The following is an 18,615-nucleotide window of genomic DNA, read 5'->3' on the forward strand; positions in this document are numbered from 1 at the left end:
TTTTTCCATTCTAATTAATTTTTACTAGCTGCAGAGAACGGCAGCTCGCGCGGGATCGAGGGTAATTAATTCGGCAAGCAAACGTTCCATTAACGGTTCTTGACGAAGCTTATCAGCTTCGTTACGGCCGGCATTTGAACGTACTAACTTCAAATGCCGCGCAAGAACTTCAAATAACAGCTCTGGTTCCCATCGAATCAGAGTGATGTTATTTGCCTCTCGCCCTAGTGCATTAAGCAAATATGTTGCAAGCTCTTTTTTGCCGCATTGTTCGGCTACGCGAGACATAACTAAACGCAATAACCATTTCTGACGCACAGTGGTGATACCAGGACGAGCCTGCAGCCAGCACAGCGCCGCCTCAGCCCCCTCGCTGTCTGCGACCTTCAGCGCTTCCGGTTCAAGAAGCAAAATCTCATTACCTGCAACAGCAGTGACAGGTGTTATAAAATCATCCTCCTGCCAACTCTCAGGGATATCCATGACCTGCTGGCGTATCCAGTGAGTCGTCACCTCGTCGGCAAAGGGTGTGCCGTCGTTAAATGCAAGTGTTTCAAGCCCTGGAAGACGGGCGAGTAAACCACAAAGATCGTTTTGAATGATGGCGGCAAGCGCATCCTGACCGGATCTCAAGAGCGCCTGGTGAATATACCACTGTAGGTCGAGCCATAAATGGTTAGCCCCACGCGTAAACATATCATCGCTATGTTCCAGTAATTCCAGCCAGCTTTGCTGCAAATAGAGCCGTTTAAGTAATGCACGCTGATCCGGCTTTGGCGGCTCAATACGGGTACGTCCGTCCGTTGATAAAGGCGGCAGAGTGTGCAAAGTGTCATGGCGGATACTTTTCATCAGATGATGGCCTGATAACCAGCCGTTAGGCCGATCGCGCAAGTATTTTGCCAGCACACGCGCCTGCGTCAGTAAATCCTGACCTGATGAAATACCAGATACTACTGGAGCGCTATATCCGCCAGCGGGAAGCGGGGTATCCGCCACGTTTTGCGGCACAACGGCATCAACACCGCCAGATTTCATTAACCGGGATTCAAGCGCTTGATACAGACCATTCAACGCCGGGCGGGAAACCTCTTCGGCCATGAGCTGTTCGATAAGCCATAATGCGCCAGCAACGCGTAGAGTGTCGGCTTTGACCACTTCCGGATACAGGGACAGGCTGTCCAGCATGCGTGAACTGCACAGCCATTCCAGCGCCGCTTTCCTGCTACGGTCGCGCTGGGGGTGCAACTGCGTACCAAAGCGCTGCAGTAACCCGGCGATCAGCTCCAGGCCATCCGCCAGCCCATTTTCGCCGTCTCTGTGCAGTCTGGCCCAGGCATAGTAGGTGGCTATACGAATATCTTTTGCCGTAGTGACCAGCAGTTTTTCCGCCAGTTCGCAAACCAGGCTGGTATTGGCACCGGAAAGTTTATTAACCTCCTCACGCATTTGCTGAAAATCGTCATCATAGCCGGGATCTTCCCCGGCGGGGCTCTCTGGCGCCACAGGTGTAAGCCAGTTGTTCCACAAGGCTATACGCTTCTGTGCGTGCGTTCCCGTTTCTTCCGCTTCGGCCTGGCAGGCACTGAGGAGTGTGTAAATGGTCGCCATTAGTCAGTTTCTTCCGTGGTATCAAGGGAATCCATAATTTCAATATTTTCAGCCACCTGCAGCGGAGCTGTATTAACATTAAAGATGGTACTCGGCAGGGTAAAATTACGCAGTTTCAACAGAGCTAATGGCCCTTCACCGGCTTCGGTACGCAATGTGTAGTTAAGCATCCGCCCATCCTGCGCCTTCCAGCTTAAGTTCCAGCTGCTGCCTGTTCCCGCATAGGCTTCACGTTTTGCGGAGTCAAGAAGACGGATCAAGCCCCAGCTCCCCGGCAGGTCTGCATAAAGACGCGTCCCTGCCTGGGTGCTTATCCAACTTAAACTGGCTCCGGGAGCCTCAGTGTCCGCAGGCCATGTAAATCGCTTCCAGACGGGCATCTGATTAACGTAGACCAGCTTCTGGCTATCGATAACCAGGTTCGTTTGCATTACACCTTCTGCAGTACCGGGACGCAGGTTAAAATGCAGCCCTGCTTCGCCGTTGGTAAATACCACATCGGCAATCTGGCTTAGAGTATTGATGGCCTGCAGGAATGCAGGGTTGAAGGTCAGTCCTTGCGCGTTAATGCTGTCCGGCACCCAGCGATTTCCCTCGCGATGCAGCACACCGTTGAGGCGGGTCTGTAAGAAACGTGCAATGCGCCCGGCGTCGGTATTGAGATATTTCGCCAGCAGCGGAAGCGAGGCGTCGCTGCTAACATTTTTAAAAGGATAACGCCCGGCAAAGGCAGTATTCCAGTCATCCACTACTGCCGCACGCCATTGTGCATTCAGGCTGTCAGCCGCCGGATTTAGCACCTGTTGCCAGGCCTGCTCCATCGGACGGACAAAAACCGTCTGACCAAATCCGCTCCACTCCTGACCAAGGCCTGCAGCCATCAGGCTGCCATAATCCCGCGTGGCGGTTAAATCAACAGCTTTGCCCTGAAATACGGTCTGCGCCAGCGTTTGTGTCATGGCCTGCGGGTCGCTCGCGTTAGTGACCTGTTGCAGACGAAGTCGAACCTGCGTCACACGGGTAAGAAAAGTTTGCAGAGTCAACGAGTCACTGCCGCTGCCCTGGTTATCCATCAGCGCCAGCACCGGACCGAAGGTTGCATCCAGGGGCCCATACGCCAAAGCGCTTTGATCGATTGCCGGTAATTTGTCACGCGCAAGCAAATTCCTCGCTGACTTGACCAGAGAATCAGAGAGGGCACCCCCCACCTGCCCCGTGCGTCCCTGCACGTTCAGCGTATTCATCAGCGCAACCAGTGGTGACTGTCGTACATCGGCCATTAGCGTTAATTGGTCAATAGCATCGGATAGCGTTTGCGCTTTACGCAGCCGCAGGCTATTGAGGAAATTCAGCCACGCTCCGCTGAAATCCGCAAAATAGCGGGCTGTCAAACGCTCTTTAATGGCCTCCGGTGAGTCCTGCTGCTGCGATGATCGCGAACCCTCTGTTAAAACCCAGTCCAACTCTTCCCGCCGACCGTTTGCCACCTCATTAATGGCTGACTGAACGGCTTCTTCCCAGGCATGGCGGGTAAACATTCCCGGTACCGTCTCATCCGTCATAAATAACCGGGCCGCATCGGTATCGCCCGTCATATCTGTCAGACGCATATCAGCAAATTGGTTCGCCACCTGCGCTAACATTTTCTGATAAAGAGTAGATTCACTGTTTCGCATGCCCATCTGTCGAATGAGCAAGGTCCGACTTTGACTAATGAGTCCGTTGTCTGGGGCCCGCCGCCACTGCGGGTTCGCAATAGATTGTGTGGCATAAAAGCTCAGCAGCGACGGTCCGTTTGCATGCCAGATACCTGCGGAGACGACATTACGCTGTGGCCACGTTTGCATTAGCGTACTGCTGAACCATTCAGGCTCCATCCGCTGTGGATTGACCAGCATCAAATAGAGTTTGAGCTGATCATAAGCCTCTTTCGCCAGTTGGCTACGCTGCGCGCTGTCCGGCGGGAGTCCGACGAATGCCTCAAGCTGTCGCTGAAGGTGTACGGCTGCGGCATCACGCAACAGCGGCAGTGCACTTTCTGCGTAGCGGGGTGATACCGCAGCCAGCAGGCCCGCATCCTGATTCATCCCGGCATAAAGATACCAGGGCGCACCGTGCGCCTCGCGGTATTGCAAACGGGACAGCGTTTTCTGCAGTTCGGCCAGTGCCATCAGCCTGGCAGAAAGCGGCTGTTTACTGGCTTGAATCTTCAGAACTTGCTCCTGAGCGTCGGTGATAAGGGTGCGGTTACCAAAAAAAGAAACCACCATTCCGGCTGCCCATAGCACCATCGAGGTTGCCGCAATCACTGCCAGCGCTTTACGGCAGCTTAATCCCGGTTTGTGAGGACGCAAACCTGCTGGCAGAACCCGTACAGATTCAGGCAGAACGTGCCAGCAGTTGTTCATTCTCCAGTGTTGTTTCACGCTGCGAGCACCGCTGGAATTGACAGGACTGAACACGACGCCTGCCAATGGCAACGGGCGATACGGATTGATTAACGTAGATAGCGGCCCCGTAATGTCGGAAAGGCTATGTGTTAGCCGCTCGGCAAGAGAAAGCAGAAAGTGGTGTTGCGGTGCGCCACAGACCTGCTGTATTCCCTGACTCACAAGTTCAGGAATCAGCGCCTGTAGCTGCGTGTTCAAATTTTCAGGACGACAACCAGCAGGGAGTAAACATCCTACCGGCTGGGTAATACGGCCCGCTTCGCTACCACTCTGCTGTAAAGACCAGATATAAAGCGGTAACCGCCAGCCAAGGAGTTTATAGCGGGCAGTAATGGCTTCAGAAACAGTATCAAGTGCGTCGTCAGGGAGCGGCGAGAGCTGAGTGCCGTCGAGAGCGCTGGTCACCCAAATCAGCCCGTCAGCCGGACGGTGGCGAAGACGGTGCAACGCGTTGAGCCAGGTATGGTCCTCAGGCTGTGCCGGATCGCCACCCCAAAGCAACAACGTTCCTTGATCCTCTTGCCACAAATGTGAAGTAAGCCCCGGAATTAGCTGCTCTACGTCGTTTACATGGCCAACTGCGAGCAGGATACGTATCTTACTGGTCCATTTCCTGCCGTATTGTTGACGCAAATCCTGACGAATAGCATCGATAGTGACATTACGGGCTGGCGTTTGTACGAGGCGTGATTCATCGTTGGGCAAAACCGTTTCACGGCGAGCCTGTCGACGATGCGACATCTCCATTGCGTATTTTTTAATATCCGGAAGATAACAAAACATTATCAACCCCAGACATAGCATAACGAACAAAATAAGTTGCTGGCTTCGGGTTTCGACGCCTATAAGCGCACCATAACGGGCAATTAACAACCAAAGTCCCACCGCGCAGGCAAGCACAAATCCTACTCGGCCGAGACGTCCAAACAGACTACCCAATATGTTCATCTTCACTTCCTGATGTGACGGTACTAATAAAGCGTTCTTCTCCAGAAGAGAATAACGTCAGAAGGGAGGCCTTATTTACACTGACCAAATCGGCCGCAAGGGCAGTCAGCAACCATGGTGCTGCCGGTCCAGGAATGCCGCTCCATTTTTCCAGCACCATACGTCCGGCAGCATCCCATCCGGCGTCGTATTCTTTACCGATTATCATCAAAGGAGCCGCAACTTCATCCCAGCTGCTGCTATCGCAAAGTACACACGAGGCACGACTGGCGACAGCCTGGGTGTCGAGAAAGAGCCTGAATTCTTCGTCAAATTTTTTAATTTCCAACGGCATCGGCCGAAGCAAACGGGACGAATGTGGCAGGCTGAATTTTTGTGCCACATCGTCACTAGTCAGCAACAGCGCAGCCAGCCCGTCCGAGTACGCGTCACTCCCACATAATTGCATTACCAGAATAAGATCGACTGTCAGCGCTGGTTGCTTCAAACGTTCGTCAATCCATGACATGGAAAAGGCAGGCGTTATGCTAATGTTTTCGAGAAATTCGCGTTGTGGGAACAGGGTTTTCCATGCTGTGGCAAAAGATTCTGCCTGTCCCATGGTTGGCATATCTGTTACTAAAGTTACCCGAACAGGAAGTTCATGGGGTAACTGACATATAGCTGTTTGCAGGCTTGCCAAGGCCGACCAGACTGGAGCATTAATATGATTCAATTGCCTTGTCAGCGCGAATCTGGATGGAAGGGCGTCAACAGACGATTTCAGGATCGCCTCTGCCGTCACGCCATCCGGCAGCACAATGCTGCTTGCGGAAATAATAAGGTACCGCTCTGCCCATTCCTCCCATTGTTTCTGTGCACTTTCAGCTTCATTACAGAGAAACTTATGCTCATTAACTTTCTTTTCCCACAGCCAACCCCGAAAACAAAACAAAATAAACCAGAACCCGGATGGGGTGAGTGAAACCCACCAGATGTTAAATTCGGAAAATTCTTTCAAATACCCTGACGCGTGGAAGAGGAAAATCAATACACTGACTACAGCAGCTAATACGCCGCTTAGTAACCACAGCATCATGGACGGAGCGCGTGGCAGTTCTGTTATTAATGCAGGAGTTCTTTTCCAGCCCATAATAAACCTTCTATATTGATGAAGATGATGGAATAACCTGACAACCACGCAGATATTTCCAGCAAGCGACATTTAACACGAAACAATTAAAGGTGCGGCAGTGCACTCCATAAATAACATGGTTATTTTTCTTTATTTCGATGAGTAATTATAAATCCCATTAGCAAAAGAATATTCTCCAGGAAATCATAAAATTACACGAGGCAGAAACTATCTTATTGCCATAATAATTTTGTTAAATGAAAAAATAAAACATTTGCCATATTCAATTTTCGAAACCAATAGCAAATAATTAAAAAATCTCATCTTATCACTTTATCAAAACCTATGAATATTACCCTACCGTTTGTAAGATTTAAACATGACATATATTTATGAAAGCTCTATATATCTACCAGCATTACCTTGATCTATTAACCAGGGAAATATTTTTAATGCCAACATTTTAATATGAGCAAATTTATTACTTACAGGGGTCAAAACTTTCGGATTTGCTATCGACTTTACTTTATTATACAAGGATAATGTTTATTCTCTGACTTTAAAAAAGAATATAACATTTCAATAATGCATCATTATTAAATGCGATCGACATATCTATCGCTACACACGGGCAAGACTCTTCCCGTGATGGGTAACTGCAATTTATTCAACGGTGGATTAGGGATTAAGTGTCCATTTATACAAACCGCCATCATTTATGGCTATTTTACTTTCCCAGCTATCACTAGCTCTGCTACAACACAGGGTGACTAGCAACGTTGCTACGACACACGTTCATTAAATAATAAAATTAGATGGCTCTCTTTTTCTTTTGCGCATGAGACATGTTACCGCCCTTAATTGCAAACAATTTTGTTTAAGTCGATGGTGGTTTTGTAAAATATTTTCGCATTTGATATCCGCCAGTAACGATATATTTTCGTATATGGCACAACTACGATGGCAATCACCTATAAGGGATGTTGGGTAATATTAATACTCTTCTATCCATTTATCATTTCGCCATTCTCCTTACATCAGGATGAGTTGAACCATCCGATACAACAGTCCCATCCGGATAAATGATCTTATAGAATGCACCAATTTTATGCTCTGTTGGTGCAACCATTTTTACTACTTTTGATTCATCTAACGTTGGTAAATATTTAATAGTTACAGACTCCGTCAAATCTATTAATTTTTTTTGCATAAAATCTTCTTCACCAAAAATATTTAATGAGTCATTTTCGCGTATCAATTTGTTAGTTTTGATTAAGGGAAAGTATGTCGGTGAAAAAACAGGGTTTCTGTCTGATAGAATATCAAACTGACCATTACGCGAGGCATCATTATCAAATGCAAGAGTTATCCCTACAGCAGTACCGGGTAGCAGATCCTTACCAATATGAGTAGCGTCTATATATTCCATACCTAGAGTCATCGCACTTAAAGACCACTTGCATGAACCGCCACCAGTCATGGCTGTTTTTGCTTTCCAAACTTCGCCTTCCTGCTGCATAGGGATGCTAATAACGTTGTAGCTGGGCTCCGTGATAACGGAACCATCAAATCCGCTGATTCTCTTTTTTTGACATGAGTATGAAATATATCTTGCCTCTAATGGCAAAGGTTCTGTATAAGGCGAAGGATTTTTTATTTCAATATTTATCCATTTTGTATCTGACGGCGGAGATAGTGTTTTGTTAACAGGCCTGCTTATGCTGCAGCTTGCCAGGAGAAGCACCACCAGGGGAAGGGTAAAGCACTTTGAATGATTAAACATATTTTTCACCTTTTTGCCTCACAGTGAATATTGCAAAGAATACCGCTTCCCCATAGACATATATTGGGTTAGATAAAATCGATTGATAATTATGGCAATTAACCTATCGTCATAATAATTTATTGAACTTTCATCTTATCGACCTTGTCAAAATCGGGGAAAATTTCACCCTTTGCGCCAATATTGCCATCAGGGTATATTATTTTTGAACGAGCACCTTCGATCTTTTTTTCTATTCCTATGTATCTTACAACTTTAGATTCATCTAATTCAGGATGGAATTTAATTTCTGTTGTTTCATAAACTCTTAACTGCAAAAATCTTTCTTTACCCAATAGAGACAACTCTTTCGTTTTTTCTCCCAAATTCCATTCTGAGATAAAGGGATAATACTTTGGTGATAAGTATAAATCTCCATGAGCCGATGCGTATTGTCCATTACGAGAAGCATCATTATCAAAAGCAAGCTTCGCACCAACCGCCGTTCCTGGAACCAGTTCTTTGCCAAGATGCGTAGCATCAATATATTCAATCCCTAGAGTTACTTCACTTAAAGACCACTTGCATGAACCTCCTCCAGTCAAGGCAACCTTTGCTTTCCAAAAAGCATTACTCTGCTGCATGGGGATGCTAATAACATTGTAGCTGGGCTCCGTGATAACGGAACCATCAAATCCGCTGATTCTCTTTTTTTGACATGAATATGAAATATATCTAGCCACTAATGACAAAGGTTCTGTATAAGGCGAAGGATTTTTTATTTCAATATTTATCCTTTTTGTATCTGACGGCGGAGATAGTGTTTTGTTAACAGGCCTGCTTATGTTGCAGCTTGCCAGGACAAGCACCACCAGGGGAATGGTAAAGCACATTGGACGATTACACATATTTTTCACCTTATGCTATACAGAGAACATTGCAAAGCATCTCGCTTCCATATAGACATATATTGAGTTAAAAAATGTTTGATAATTATAGCAATTAACCTATCGTCATAATAATTTATGGAAGCTTCATCTTATCGACCTTATCAAAATCAGGAAAAATCTCTCCATTTGCTCCAACACTACCATCAGGGTATATTATTTTTGAACGAGCACCTTCGATCTTTTTTTCTATTCCTATATATCTTACAACTTTAGTTTCATCTAATTCAGGATAGAATTTAATTTGGTTTGTTTCGTAGGCTCTTAAATGCAAAAAACTTTTTTTACCCAAAAGAGATAGCTCTTTCTTTTTTTCTCCCAAGTTCCACTCAGAGATAAAGGGATAATATTTTGGTGATAAATACAAATCTCCATGAGCCGATGAATATTGACCATTTTGAGAACTATCATTATCAAAAGCAATACGTGCACCGACCGCCGTTCCGGGGACGAGTTCCTTATCAAGATGTGTCGCATCTATATATTCGATTCCCAGATCTACCACATTTAATGTCCATTTACATGATCCCCCGCCGATCATAGCAACTTTTGCTCTCCAGATATCGCCACCCTCTTGCAGCATGGGAATGCCAATAACGTTGTAGCTGGGCTCGGTGATAATGGAACCATCAAATCCGCTGATTCTCTTTTTTTGACACGAATATGAAATATATCTGGCTTCTAATGGAAAAGGCTTTGTATAAGGCGAAGGATTTTTAATTTCAATATTTATCCATTTTGTATCCGACGGCGGAGAAAGGGTTTTGTTAACAGGCCTGCTTATGCTGCAGCTTGCCGAGAAAAACAACACCAAGGAAAATAAAATTATTTTTGAGTGGTTATGCATATTTCATCACCATTTCGATATTTTATAAAACAACAGAAACCTAACTTTTCATTAGAGGACAGATACCATTGAATAATGAAAGATAATTCTCGTCAAATAAATTGATCTGTAAAGATAATTTATTTCAATATCATTTTATCAACTTTATCAAAGTCAGGAAAAAGTGTTCTTGCAGGTGCAACACTACCATCAGGATAAATAATCTGCGGGTATGCTCCGTTTCCTTTTTTTTCAACCCCCATAAACTTCACAATTTTCTTTTCATTTAGCTCAGGAGAAAAAACGAATTTATGTAAATCATAAACACGCAGAGATAAGAAGTCTTCCTTTCCTAATAAAGATAATGTATTTTCTCTCTTGCCTATTTTTTTCTCCCTCAAGTAAGGGAAATACTTTGGAGATAATTTCAAATCACCGCGAGTCAGAGTATATTGTCCATTCCGAGAAGCGTCATTATCAAAAGCAAGCTTCGCACCGACTGCAGTTCCAGGAACCAAATCTTTGCCAATATGCGTAACCTCAACATATTCAATACCTAGAGTCATCGCGCTTAAAGACCACTTGCATGAACCGCCACCAGTCATGGCTGCTTTTGCTTTCCAAACTTCGCCTTCCTGCTGCATAGGGATGCTAATAACGTTGTAGCTGGGCTCGGTGATAATGGAACCATCAAATCCGCTGATCCTCTTTTTTTGACACGAATAGGAAATATACCTGGCCTCTAATGGAAACGGTTTTGTATAAGGCGAAGGATTTTTTATTTCAATACTTACCCATTTTGTATCAGACGGCGGAGATAGTGTTTTGTTAACAGGCCTGCTTAGACTGCAGCTTGCTAAGGAAAACAACATTAGAGAAACAAGAAAAATTTTCAATAGGTTATACATTTTCTATCTCCTCGACAGAATATTGAGCAAACCGTAAAATCGTATCGCTTCCATAGGGCATAGACAACGTAGGGGAAAGCGATACATCCAGCAGTTCTTCGATACTCAGGAAAATTTCATTCCTTTCAATCTCATCCTTCGGAATCTCATTTTTATTTTTTTCCATTTGTTCTTTAAATAGATCGATATTATATCTGTGCTCCGTAAAGGTACGTTTTTCCACTAATCCCGTATCATCAATTAGCTCTAACAGCTTGTTATACATATACGGCATATAGGCCGTCATAAAGTGTTCAAAAAGGTTTAGCGCTAACCCTCTTTCCGGGTTGGTGCTTTTTGGGAAAAAATGAGTTAAATCTGCTGGCGTTAAGGATGCTTTAAACTCTTTTTGTTTCTGCCCGGCCTGTTGCATCTCTTGCTCCGCCAGTGCAGGCACCAGGAATAGTTTAGCTTTAATGGGGAGCGACTTTCTGATGGTGATGCACCCTGCCGGCGTTGGCAGGTCTCTTTTGCACTCCTTCCATTCCCGACTCTGGCTAGTTGTAAGGAAAGCAACTATTTTACCGTGATGCCAAAAACAGTCTCCCCATTCAACCATTTGGTAAGCCAGTAGTTGGCCCAATGACCAGAAAAAGCCCAACGTTCCTCCAAACCACCCCCAGAGTTTATATAATTCATTATCCAGATTGGCTTCCGGCGGAACGGCTGGAACCGGATCTTTATCATTAATATGGCGGAAATGAGTAATTTCAGATAATTGCATCACGGCATCGCGGGTAAAGGTCCTCGGCATTCCATAAGTATAAAGTATAGGATTATAATCTTTAAGTTTTGCCGAATGAATTAGAGCTAAAGCCCCCCCTAAACTGTGACCACATACAAATAAATCCAATGTTTCAATTAAATCGGTCAATTCTTCAATTTCTTTATTAAATATCTTTTCAACTCGATTATACCCACTCCAGAAGCCCGTGTGCACCTTTCCAGCAGGAAGTAATGAGGAACATTGCGTTTTGTTTAAATCACAAAATTCCGTATTAACCGGCCTGAACGCAAGATCCGTTCCGCCATCATACATACTGGCCGTTCCACGCCACGAAATAATCACTTTATCATTATTGAAAACATAGTAGAGTTGCGTATCACCGTCTGGCTTTGCAGCTGAATTTTCTCCTGAAGACGCTATGCCACGTTTATTACTGTTATTTTCCTCAGTCGAAGCATCTTGGGATGTATCCATAAACACCGGAGGGTGATAACGATCGCTGAAGGGAACATCATGTACCAGCGTGTTCCATGCTGAACCGTCTTTATAAAGCTGAGGCAAACGTGAGAGATCTTGGCACTGATTTATAAAAAACCGCGTAATTGACTTTCTGTCTAACGCATTGTCATCTGCGTAGGAAAGGGTTGCTGCAGCGCCAAGATTAATGCCATTCGCAATGGAATAGTCCTTCTGATGATGTAAAACCAGTTCCCATGCTCTGAAAGGGCATATTTCTATTATATTGCGTTTTTTCAGTTCATTTGTCCTGATAGTAAACCCTTTAAAAGACTTGCCATGAGGAAAATGAAAGCCAGGCCAAACCTCCCCTTTCCTTAACTCTATTGATGGAGTTACAACACAAAGTTCACCAATAACCGCGTAATGCCAAAGATAGCCATTGTCTTGTGCCATCCGCCGAACTGTGGAATCCAATTCTGCATCTCTACCAATCCGGAGAGGTCGCTTCTCCATCTCTTTTGCCAGAGAGTCAGCATCCAGTATTAATTTTAATTCGAGGCCGTGGGGCATATCAATTCTTATCAGGCCTTCCGCATCGCTTCGTCCACTATACGTTAATCTGGCAACTCTGCCATCACTGGGATGATGGCTCTCGACTTTCCATGGCATATCTGACAGAGCATCGCCTTGTTCATCAACGAGTTGAATTTCCACCCAGTACTTTTTTTGGTTTCCGGTCGTAACATCAACTTTACTGTGGGTAACGGAGGTGACCAGGGTATTATTCGCCATATGAAGTTCCTTCATTTTTTTTGTTGCTGGCCAATTTAAAGGAAGCAAATTTAATGATTTCAGAGAGAACGAGCAAAATAACAAACATCGATACGCTTGTAATATTCAGTTGTTTCAACAGCCATGGCAAAAAAGAAATAGATGGGATTGTCATTAATAACCGGAAAGGTATTTGTATATAGATAAAACAATGAACCCTACACCAGCCCACAAGAAGTAATATGGCGGATATTATGATGGAAATATTCAATATTAATGACACAGAAAACATTAACACAGTCCAAATTTCACTACCATACTCAGAATTAAGATGATTAAAACTTATAATATCGTCGATAAGAGGAATACGCCCTTGCTCGACGTTTAACCAGGCAAACCTGATAATATAAAAAATATCCAGCGCACCCCAGATAAAACAGACTATACGATAGTTTAGTTTCATAGTTAATTCTTCTTCTCATTAATGTCGTCCGCAACAGCTGGCATCCAGTGCCATGATGCTCCACTAACTGTCCATGCATCATCGCCTTCAAGAAATGTTTGCGTTATTCTTCTCTGTTCTCCATAGCGATAAATTGCTGAATCATTTATTACATGCTCGTCGGCACCTGCGGGGAATGATTTCCATTCCTGGATCTTGTCTCGTTTGGTATGCATAAAATCTTTCCCTTCAGATCCAAAAACACGGCCTTCATTTCCCATCGACGTTATACGATTAATTGCCATAATTACCGTATTTTTTAATCCGTGGTAATCATGGTCAATTGTCACCCAATGCCCTGGACCTTCCTCTTGCTGCTCATCTGGAAATTCAATGCTCATAGAACCGGGCATTAAAGTATATAGTGTGGTTGTTTTGCCTGCGGAGTCAGATATACCCTCAAAAACTTCATTTTCAGCGGTGGTTACTTTATATCGCGTGAATGGCTTTATCTCTCCTGATTCAGGATCTTTGATTGTAAATGAACCGGAATAGCCTTTTGGAAACGTAACGGGTGGGGTATCAAGCGTTGCTGGCCCTGCCTTATTAATGTTGGCCGCTTTTAATAAAATATTGCCTGGACAACCTAATTCAATATTCCCATCACTCATTTTTATAAAAGCGCCACCACAATTCAAAATAATTTCCTGGCTGGCATCAACCCTTACACTACCCTGGGCGCTGGTAATCGTTACATCCTGTAGCGCAGAAGCATTTAAGGCCTCGGACTGCGCCTGAATATCGACTTTACCCGCTCCCGAATAAAGCTTCATACCCGCCGCCTGGGCAAACAGGCTAACCGACTCACCTGCCGCAACAGTAAATGACTGCCCGGCGCTGATATCAGTATTTCTGCCTGACATCAGACCAATACTTTCATTCCCCGAAGCCAGCCTTACAGCTTTAGGGCTGAGAATACCTATTCCAGCTGGAGCGTGAGCCAGCAAACCGGGCAACCTGAGATATCGCAAAGCGCTGTTAAGTAATTTTTGACTATCCGTATCCGACTGCTGAGCTTGAGCGCCTTTTGCGGCAACCTGCATGCTCCGGGCAAGCGTGAGGGCTTGCTCAAGTTGCTCTATGGCCTCATCCATCTCAAGCATTTTACTGCCGACATCAGGTTGAATATCAGCTGTAAGCAAAATACCTTTACCACCACGAACGGTTACCCAATCATTGGTACGTAATTCAGCCCCTTCTCCTCGTAACATTCTGGATGCATCGACATTGTGCCCAAGGTTAAGCTGCGTCTTTCCCCCATACTCCGTGCTGAGTTTGATATGCTCCTCGCCGCGCTTGTCCTCCATGCGCAGTTTGTTAAGTGCGGCGGTGCGGATCACGTTGCGGGTGCTGTTCAGCTCCGTAACATGATCAACCCGGCGGGAGTCGTGCAGCGCATGAGCGATATAAGGGCGATCCGGATCGCCTTCGTGGAAAGCGATCGCCACTTCGGTTCCCTGAATTAAAGGGAAATGAAACCCATAGGTATCTCCGCCGTAGGGCTTAGCCAGGCGCACCGGCATACTTTCCAGGCCTGGATTCTTATCATCAAGATCGGCATCAAATTTCACTCGGTAGAGGCCAGCTTCATCTTGCCATGCGTAGAGATCATTCTCTTTCGCGCTGGTGACACGTGCGGTCAGCGTACCGGTCACTTTCGGACGGGGTAGCAGCGGCGGACGCCAACAGAGAGTTTCACTGTAGGGAACCCCGGTTAGTTCCGCCTGCAGAGCCGAATCCCGGCTGGCTGTAAAGACAATATGGGTAAGGAGAATCGGCTCCTGCAGCTGCACCGGTAACGTTGGCGGAATACTGTCGTCAATGGTCAATACCTGTGCGGCTAATAATGTGGCATCGGTACTTTTGCCGCTGATAATGGTCTGTTTTGCCAGGAAACGTTCATGATCGAGGCGCGCCCAGAAATTAGCCGTCTCCGTTGCCGGATCGATATTGTCCCCGCGTTCAAGGTGGCGCGATTGGTAGTGATAGACCTCACCATAGTTGATCCCTTCGCCTTCGCCACGCGACATATCTGCCGACGCGGACTGCAGCAGCATTTGGGCTTGACGATGGTTATAGTCTTTTGTGGTGACGCTTCCTTCCACCACATTATGCGCCACGCTTAACGCCCAGACCGAGTCAGTACCGTTGTCGCTCATACCTGACGGGCTATTAATCGCCAGCTTTTTATCAAACATCAGCGCCGCTTGCGTATCGCCGAAATGGATCACTTCCGTTTGCGTATCCGGCTGCAGGGTAAAGAAATAGAAGATCCCCAGCTCCGCCAGCAGTCGCTGAATAAAAGCCAGATCGCTTTCCTGATACTGATTAATCTGCTCCCGTTTCGGATAGCTTTTTTTTAGCCTGAATTCATATTCCCAACCTTTCAGCCCATGTTCCGTCAATATCTGTTCCACAACATCGGGTACGGATTTGTTAACAAAAAAACGGTGTGTGCGGTACTGACGGTTTAACAGCGCTAAAAAAGGCTCAAGCACAATTTCATAGGAGACCTGGTCACGAGAGCCGGTAATGCGCCGGAACGCAGTGATGGTGCCATGAACCTTTTTCACCGTGACGGGCAGTTGCACCATGCCAGCGAAAGTCTCTGTAAGAGTGCGCATGGTAAAGGTTCCACTTTTGCGCAGTACCTGTTGCGGTTGAATGTCATGGTTGGCACTGCTAAAGCGAATGGTGTAATGATAAAGTTCACTCAGCCCTTCGTGACCAGAAAAATCTTCAATATCAAGAACGAGATCGCTGTCGACCAGCGACAACGCATAGCGATTAAGAACGCCGCTTTGAGCGTTCGAGAGGATGTCCATCACACTCATGCTGTGACTCCTTCATGTGCCATTTCTATGACAATCCCCTCCTCTTCATCCCAGCCCAGCGTCAACGAGGCGGGCTTCTGCCCGGCCGCCATATGGCTTAGCAACTGCTGGCTCAGCACCGGTAAGATCTGCTGGTTCAGCAGGCTGTCGACGTTGCGCGCCCCGGTATCCGGCAGCAGGCAAGCCGACGTCAGCGCGTCATACAGCGTCTCCGCAATCTGGGTGGTGAGACCGTAATGACGATGCAGGCGCTTGCTCACCTGATCGAGTTTCATCTGCACAATGGTGCGCATGGCGCTTTCCGCCAGCGGGCGATAAATCACGGTCTGGAAACGGGCCAGCAGTGCCGGCTGGAAATGATCGCGCAGGATCGGGCGCATCAGTTCATGCAGATCCGCTTCTGTCGACTCAGGCTGTTCATGCAGCAACTGCATCAGATGATCGCTGCCAAGATTAGAGGTCATCAGGATCACGGTATTGCGAAAGTCGATTTCGCGCCCCTCGCCATCGCGCATAAAGCCGCGATCAAAGACCTGGTAAAACAGGTTCATTACGTCGCGATGGGCTTTTTCCACTTCATCAAGCAGGACGATGCTATAAGGGCGCTTGCGCACCGCTTCGGTGAGAATGCCGCCCTGGCCGTAACCGACGTAACCCGGCGGCGAACCTTTCAACTGCGATACAGTGTGCGACTCCTGATATTCAGAGAGATTAATGGTGATAAGGGATTTCTCACCGCCATACAGCACATCGGCCAGCGCCAGTGCGGTCTCGGTTTTGCCAACGCCGCTCGGCCCCACCAGCAGAAAAACGCCCTGCGGGCCATTTTCGGATGTCAGTCCGGTTTTCGCCGCGCGCAGACGCTGCGCAATAGCGGTGAGGGAAACATGCTGGCCCACCACCCGTTTGCCGATTTCGTTTTCCAGCGTCAGCAGTTCGGTCTGTTCATCTTTCATCAATGAGGAGAGCGGCACGCCGGTCCAGTCGGCAATCACGTTGGCAACGGTACGGGTATTAACATCAATCTGAATCAACGCCTCATCCTGCTGGGCGCAGTCAAGTTGCTGCTGCAGGTTAGGGATCTCAGCCTGACGGCTAATATCACGGCGACAGGTCATCAACTCCTGAGCAATGGCTTTTTCCTGTTCGAAATGCGTTTGCATCTGCTGCAGCGTGCTTTCGAGGGTGCTTCGCTGCTGGGCAATGAGCGCCAGGCGCGCGGCATGGGTGCTGCCGCCTGCGGCGATATCTTCGAGTAGCGCCTGCTCTTCCAGCGCCAGCGCGGTCATCTGCGCATGAAGGTGGGTGATTTCTTCGGGCACGGTATCAAGGCTCATACGCACGCGCGCCGCAGCGGTGTCGAGCAGATCGACGGCTTTATCCGGTAACTGGCGGCCTGTCAGATAGCGGCGCGACAGGGAGACCGCCGCACGCACGGCATCGTCGGTGATATGTACGCCGTGGTGTTGGGCATAACGGGATTTCAGCCCGCGCAGCATTAAGCAGGCCGTTTCGTCGTCCGGTTCGTCGACTTTAACCATTTGAAAACGGCGCTCGAGGGCGGCATCGCGTTCGAAATACTGTTTGTACTCGCTCCAGGTCGTGGCGGCGATGGTTCGCAGTTCGCCGCGCGCCAGCGCCGGTTTCAGGAGGTTCGCGGCATCGGCACCGCCCGCCTGATTACCGGCTCCGATAATGGTATGGGCTTCGTCAATAAACAGCATAATGGGGGTTGGTGACTGCTGCACCGCTTCTATCACGTTTTTCAGCCGCTGTTCGAATTCCCCTTTCACCCCTGCGCCCGCCTGCAGCAGGCCCAGATCCAGCGTACGCAGCGCGACAGGTTTCAGGCTTTCCGGCACGTTGCCTTCGCTGATACGTAACGCCAGGCCTTCCACCAGGGCCGTTTTCCCTACTCCCGGCTCTCCGACCAGAATCGGGTTGTTTTTACGCCGCCGGGAGAGAATATCCACCATCTGGCGAATTTCGCTATCACGACCAAATACCGGGTCGATTTTGTCTTCACGGGCACGCGCGGTGACATCGAGGGTAAATTTATCCAGTGCATTTTGCAGCGCGGGGCTCAGTTCCCCTTCAAGACTTTGCGCGGCATCGACTGCACGCCCTACCATCTCCACATCCCCGCCGGTATGCGCCAGTTCCGCTTCCTGCTGCATCTCCGGTCGCTCGTCGGATTGCGCATCCAGCAGCGGGCGTAAGCGTTCAAGTTGGCTTTGTCCGAGGGTTAGCAATGGCCACAAACCGTCGCAGCGCAGCAGTTTGGGTTTATCCGCCAGCGCGATTAGCAGATGCACACCACGGATCTGTTCTTCCCCCGCCAGCGAGGCGTGCAGCCAGGCTTCCTGTAATAACGCCTGCGTGTTGTCCGCTAACTGCGGACGGCCGCGCACCGATCGAGGCAGGTTATCCATCCAGGCGAGCAGATCTTGCCAGATGGAATCCATATCCCATTCGTAACGACGCGCAATCACCGTCAGATCGCCCTCGCCCTGTTCGAGCAATTTCAGAAGCCAGTGCTCCGGCAGAATTTCCGCGTGGGCGCGGGTCTGACACAGAGAGGCAGCGCCTTCCATGGCGCGCGCGCAGTAGGGATTCAGACGACGTAACAGAACGGCAGGATTTTCCATGTTAGTAAACTCTCTGTCAGAGACCTGCGGGCACGCTACCGCCCGTCGCTTTTCTTTATATAAAGAACC

General features: G+C 47.6%; 11 protein-coding genes. All 11 read right to left on the minus strand.

All coding sequences use genetic code 11. The features are described 5' to 3' along the window. Positions 1–24: 24 nt before the first annotated feature. Entirely contained in the window at positions 25–1,611 is a 1,587-nt protein-coding gene (gene tssA, locus RW65_RS19510) for a type VI secretion system protein TssA (RefSeq protein ID WP_039058497.1), read from the minus strand. After that, on the minus strand, positions 1,611–5,009 hold the full coding sequence (locus RW65_RS19515) for an ImcF-related family protein (protein WP_039058498.1): 3,399 nt from the start codon (positions 5,007–5,009) through the stop codon (positions 1,611–1,613). The genes tssA and RW65_RS19515 overlap by 1 nt, the downstream gene beginning before the upstream one ends. Further along, positions 4,993–6,141 carry a KPHS_23130 family T6SS system protein gene (locus tag RW65_RS19520; RefSeq protein ID WP_039058499.1) on the minus strand — a complete coding sequence of 383 codons (1,149 nt, stop codon included), beginning with the start codon at positions 6,139–6,141 and terminating at the stop codon, positions 4,993–4,995. The genes RW65_RS19515 and RW65_RS19520 overlap by 17 nt, the downstream gene beginning before the upstream one ends. A 997-nt stretch (positions 6,142–7,138) precedes the next feature. Beyond that, on the minus strand, positions 7,139–7,906 hold the full coding sequence (locus RW65_RS19525) for a hypothetical protein (protein ID WP_039058500.1): 768 nt from the start codon (positions 7,904–7,906) through the stop codon (positions 7,139–7,141). Between the two features lie 119 nt (positions 7,907–8,025). Continuing rightward, positions 8,026–8,793, minus strand: coding sequence for a hypothetical protein (locus RW65_RS19530; RefSeq protein WP_039058501.1), 768 nt, complete (start codon positions 8,791–8,793; stop codon positions 8,026–8,028). A gap of 115 nt (positions 8,794–8,908) precedes the next feature. Continuing rightward, the gene (locus RW65_RS19535) at positions 8,909–9,679 is read right to left on the minus strand and encodes a hypothetical protein (protein ID WP_039058502.1); all 771 of its coding nucleotides are present in this window, start codon (positions 9,677–9,679) and stop codon (positions 8,909–8,911) included. 119 nt (positions 9,680–9,798) lie between these two features. Continuing rightward, a complete protein-coding gene (locus tag RW65_RS19540) occupies positions 9,799–10,566 on the minus strand; it encodes a hypothetical protein (RefSeq protein WP_039058503.1) in 768 nt (255 codons plus the stop codon). Beyond that, positions 10,559–12,583 carry a lipase family protein gene (locus tag RW65_RS19545; protein ID WP_039058504.1) on the minus strand — a complete coding sequence of 675 codons (2,025 nt, stop codon included), beginning with the start codon at positions 12,581–12,583 and terminating at the stop codon, positions 10,559–10,561. Before RW65_RS19545 ends, RW65_RS19540 begins: the two co-directional genes overlap by 8 nt. Beyond that, the gene (locus RW65_RS19550) at positions 12,573–13,025 is read right to left on the minus strand and encodes a hypothetical protein (protein ID WP_052250348.1); all 453 of its coding nucleotides are present in this window, start codon (positions 13,023–13,025) and stop codon (positions 12,573–12,575) included. Before RW65_RS19550 ends, RW65_RS19545 begins: the two co-directional genes overlap by 11 nt. Before the next feature lie 2 nt (positions 13,026–13,027). Further along, positions 13,028–15,898 carry a type VI secretion system Vgr family protein gene (locus RW65_RS19555; protein ID WP_156124037.1) on the minus strand — a complete coding sequence of 957 codons (2,871 nt, stop codon included), beginning with the start codon at positions 15,896–15,898 and terminating at the stop codon, positions 13,028–13,030. Next, the gene (gene tssH, locus RW65_RS19560; protein ID WP_039058505.1) at positions 15,895–18,546 is read right to left on the minus strand and encodes a type VI secretion system ATPase TssH; all 2,652 of its coding nucleotides are present in this window, start codon (positions 18,544–18,546) and stop codon (positions 15,895–15,897) included. The genes RW65_RS19555 and tssH overlap by 4 nt, the downstream gene beginning before the upstream one ends. Between the last annotated feature and the right edge of the window lie 69 nt (positions 18,547–18,615).

Source organism: Enterobacter sp. Bisph1, from assembly GCF_000814905.1.
In the GTDB taxonomy this organism is placed as follows: domain Bacteria; phylum Pseudomonadota; class Gammaproteobacteria; order Enterobacterales; family Enterobacteriaceae; genus Kosakonia.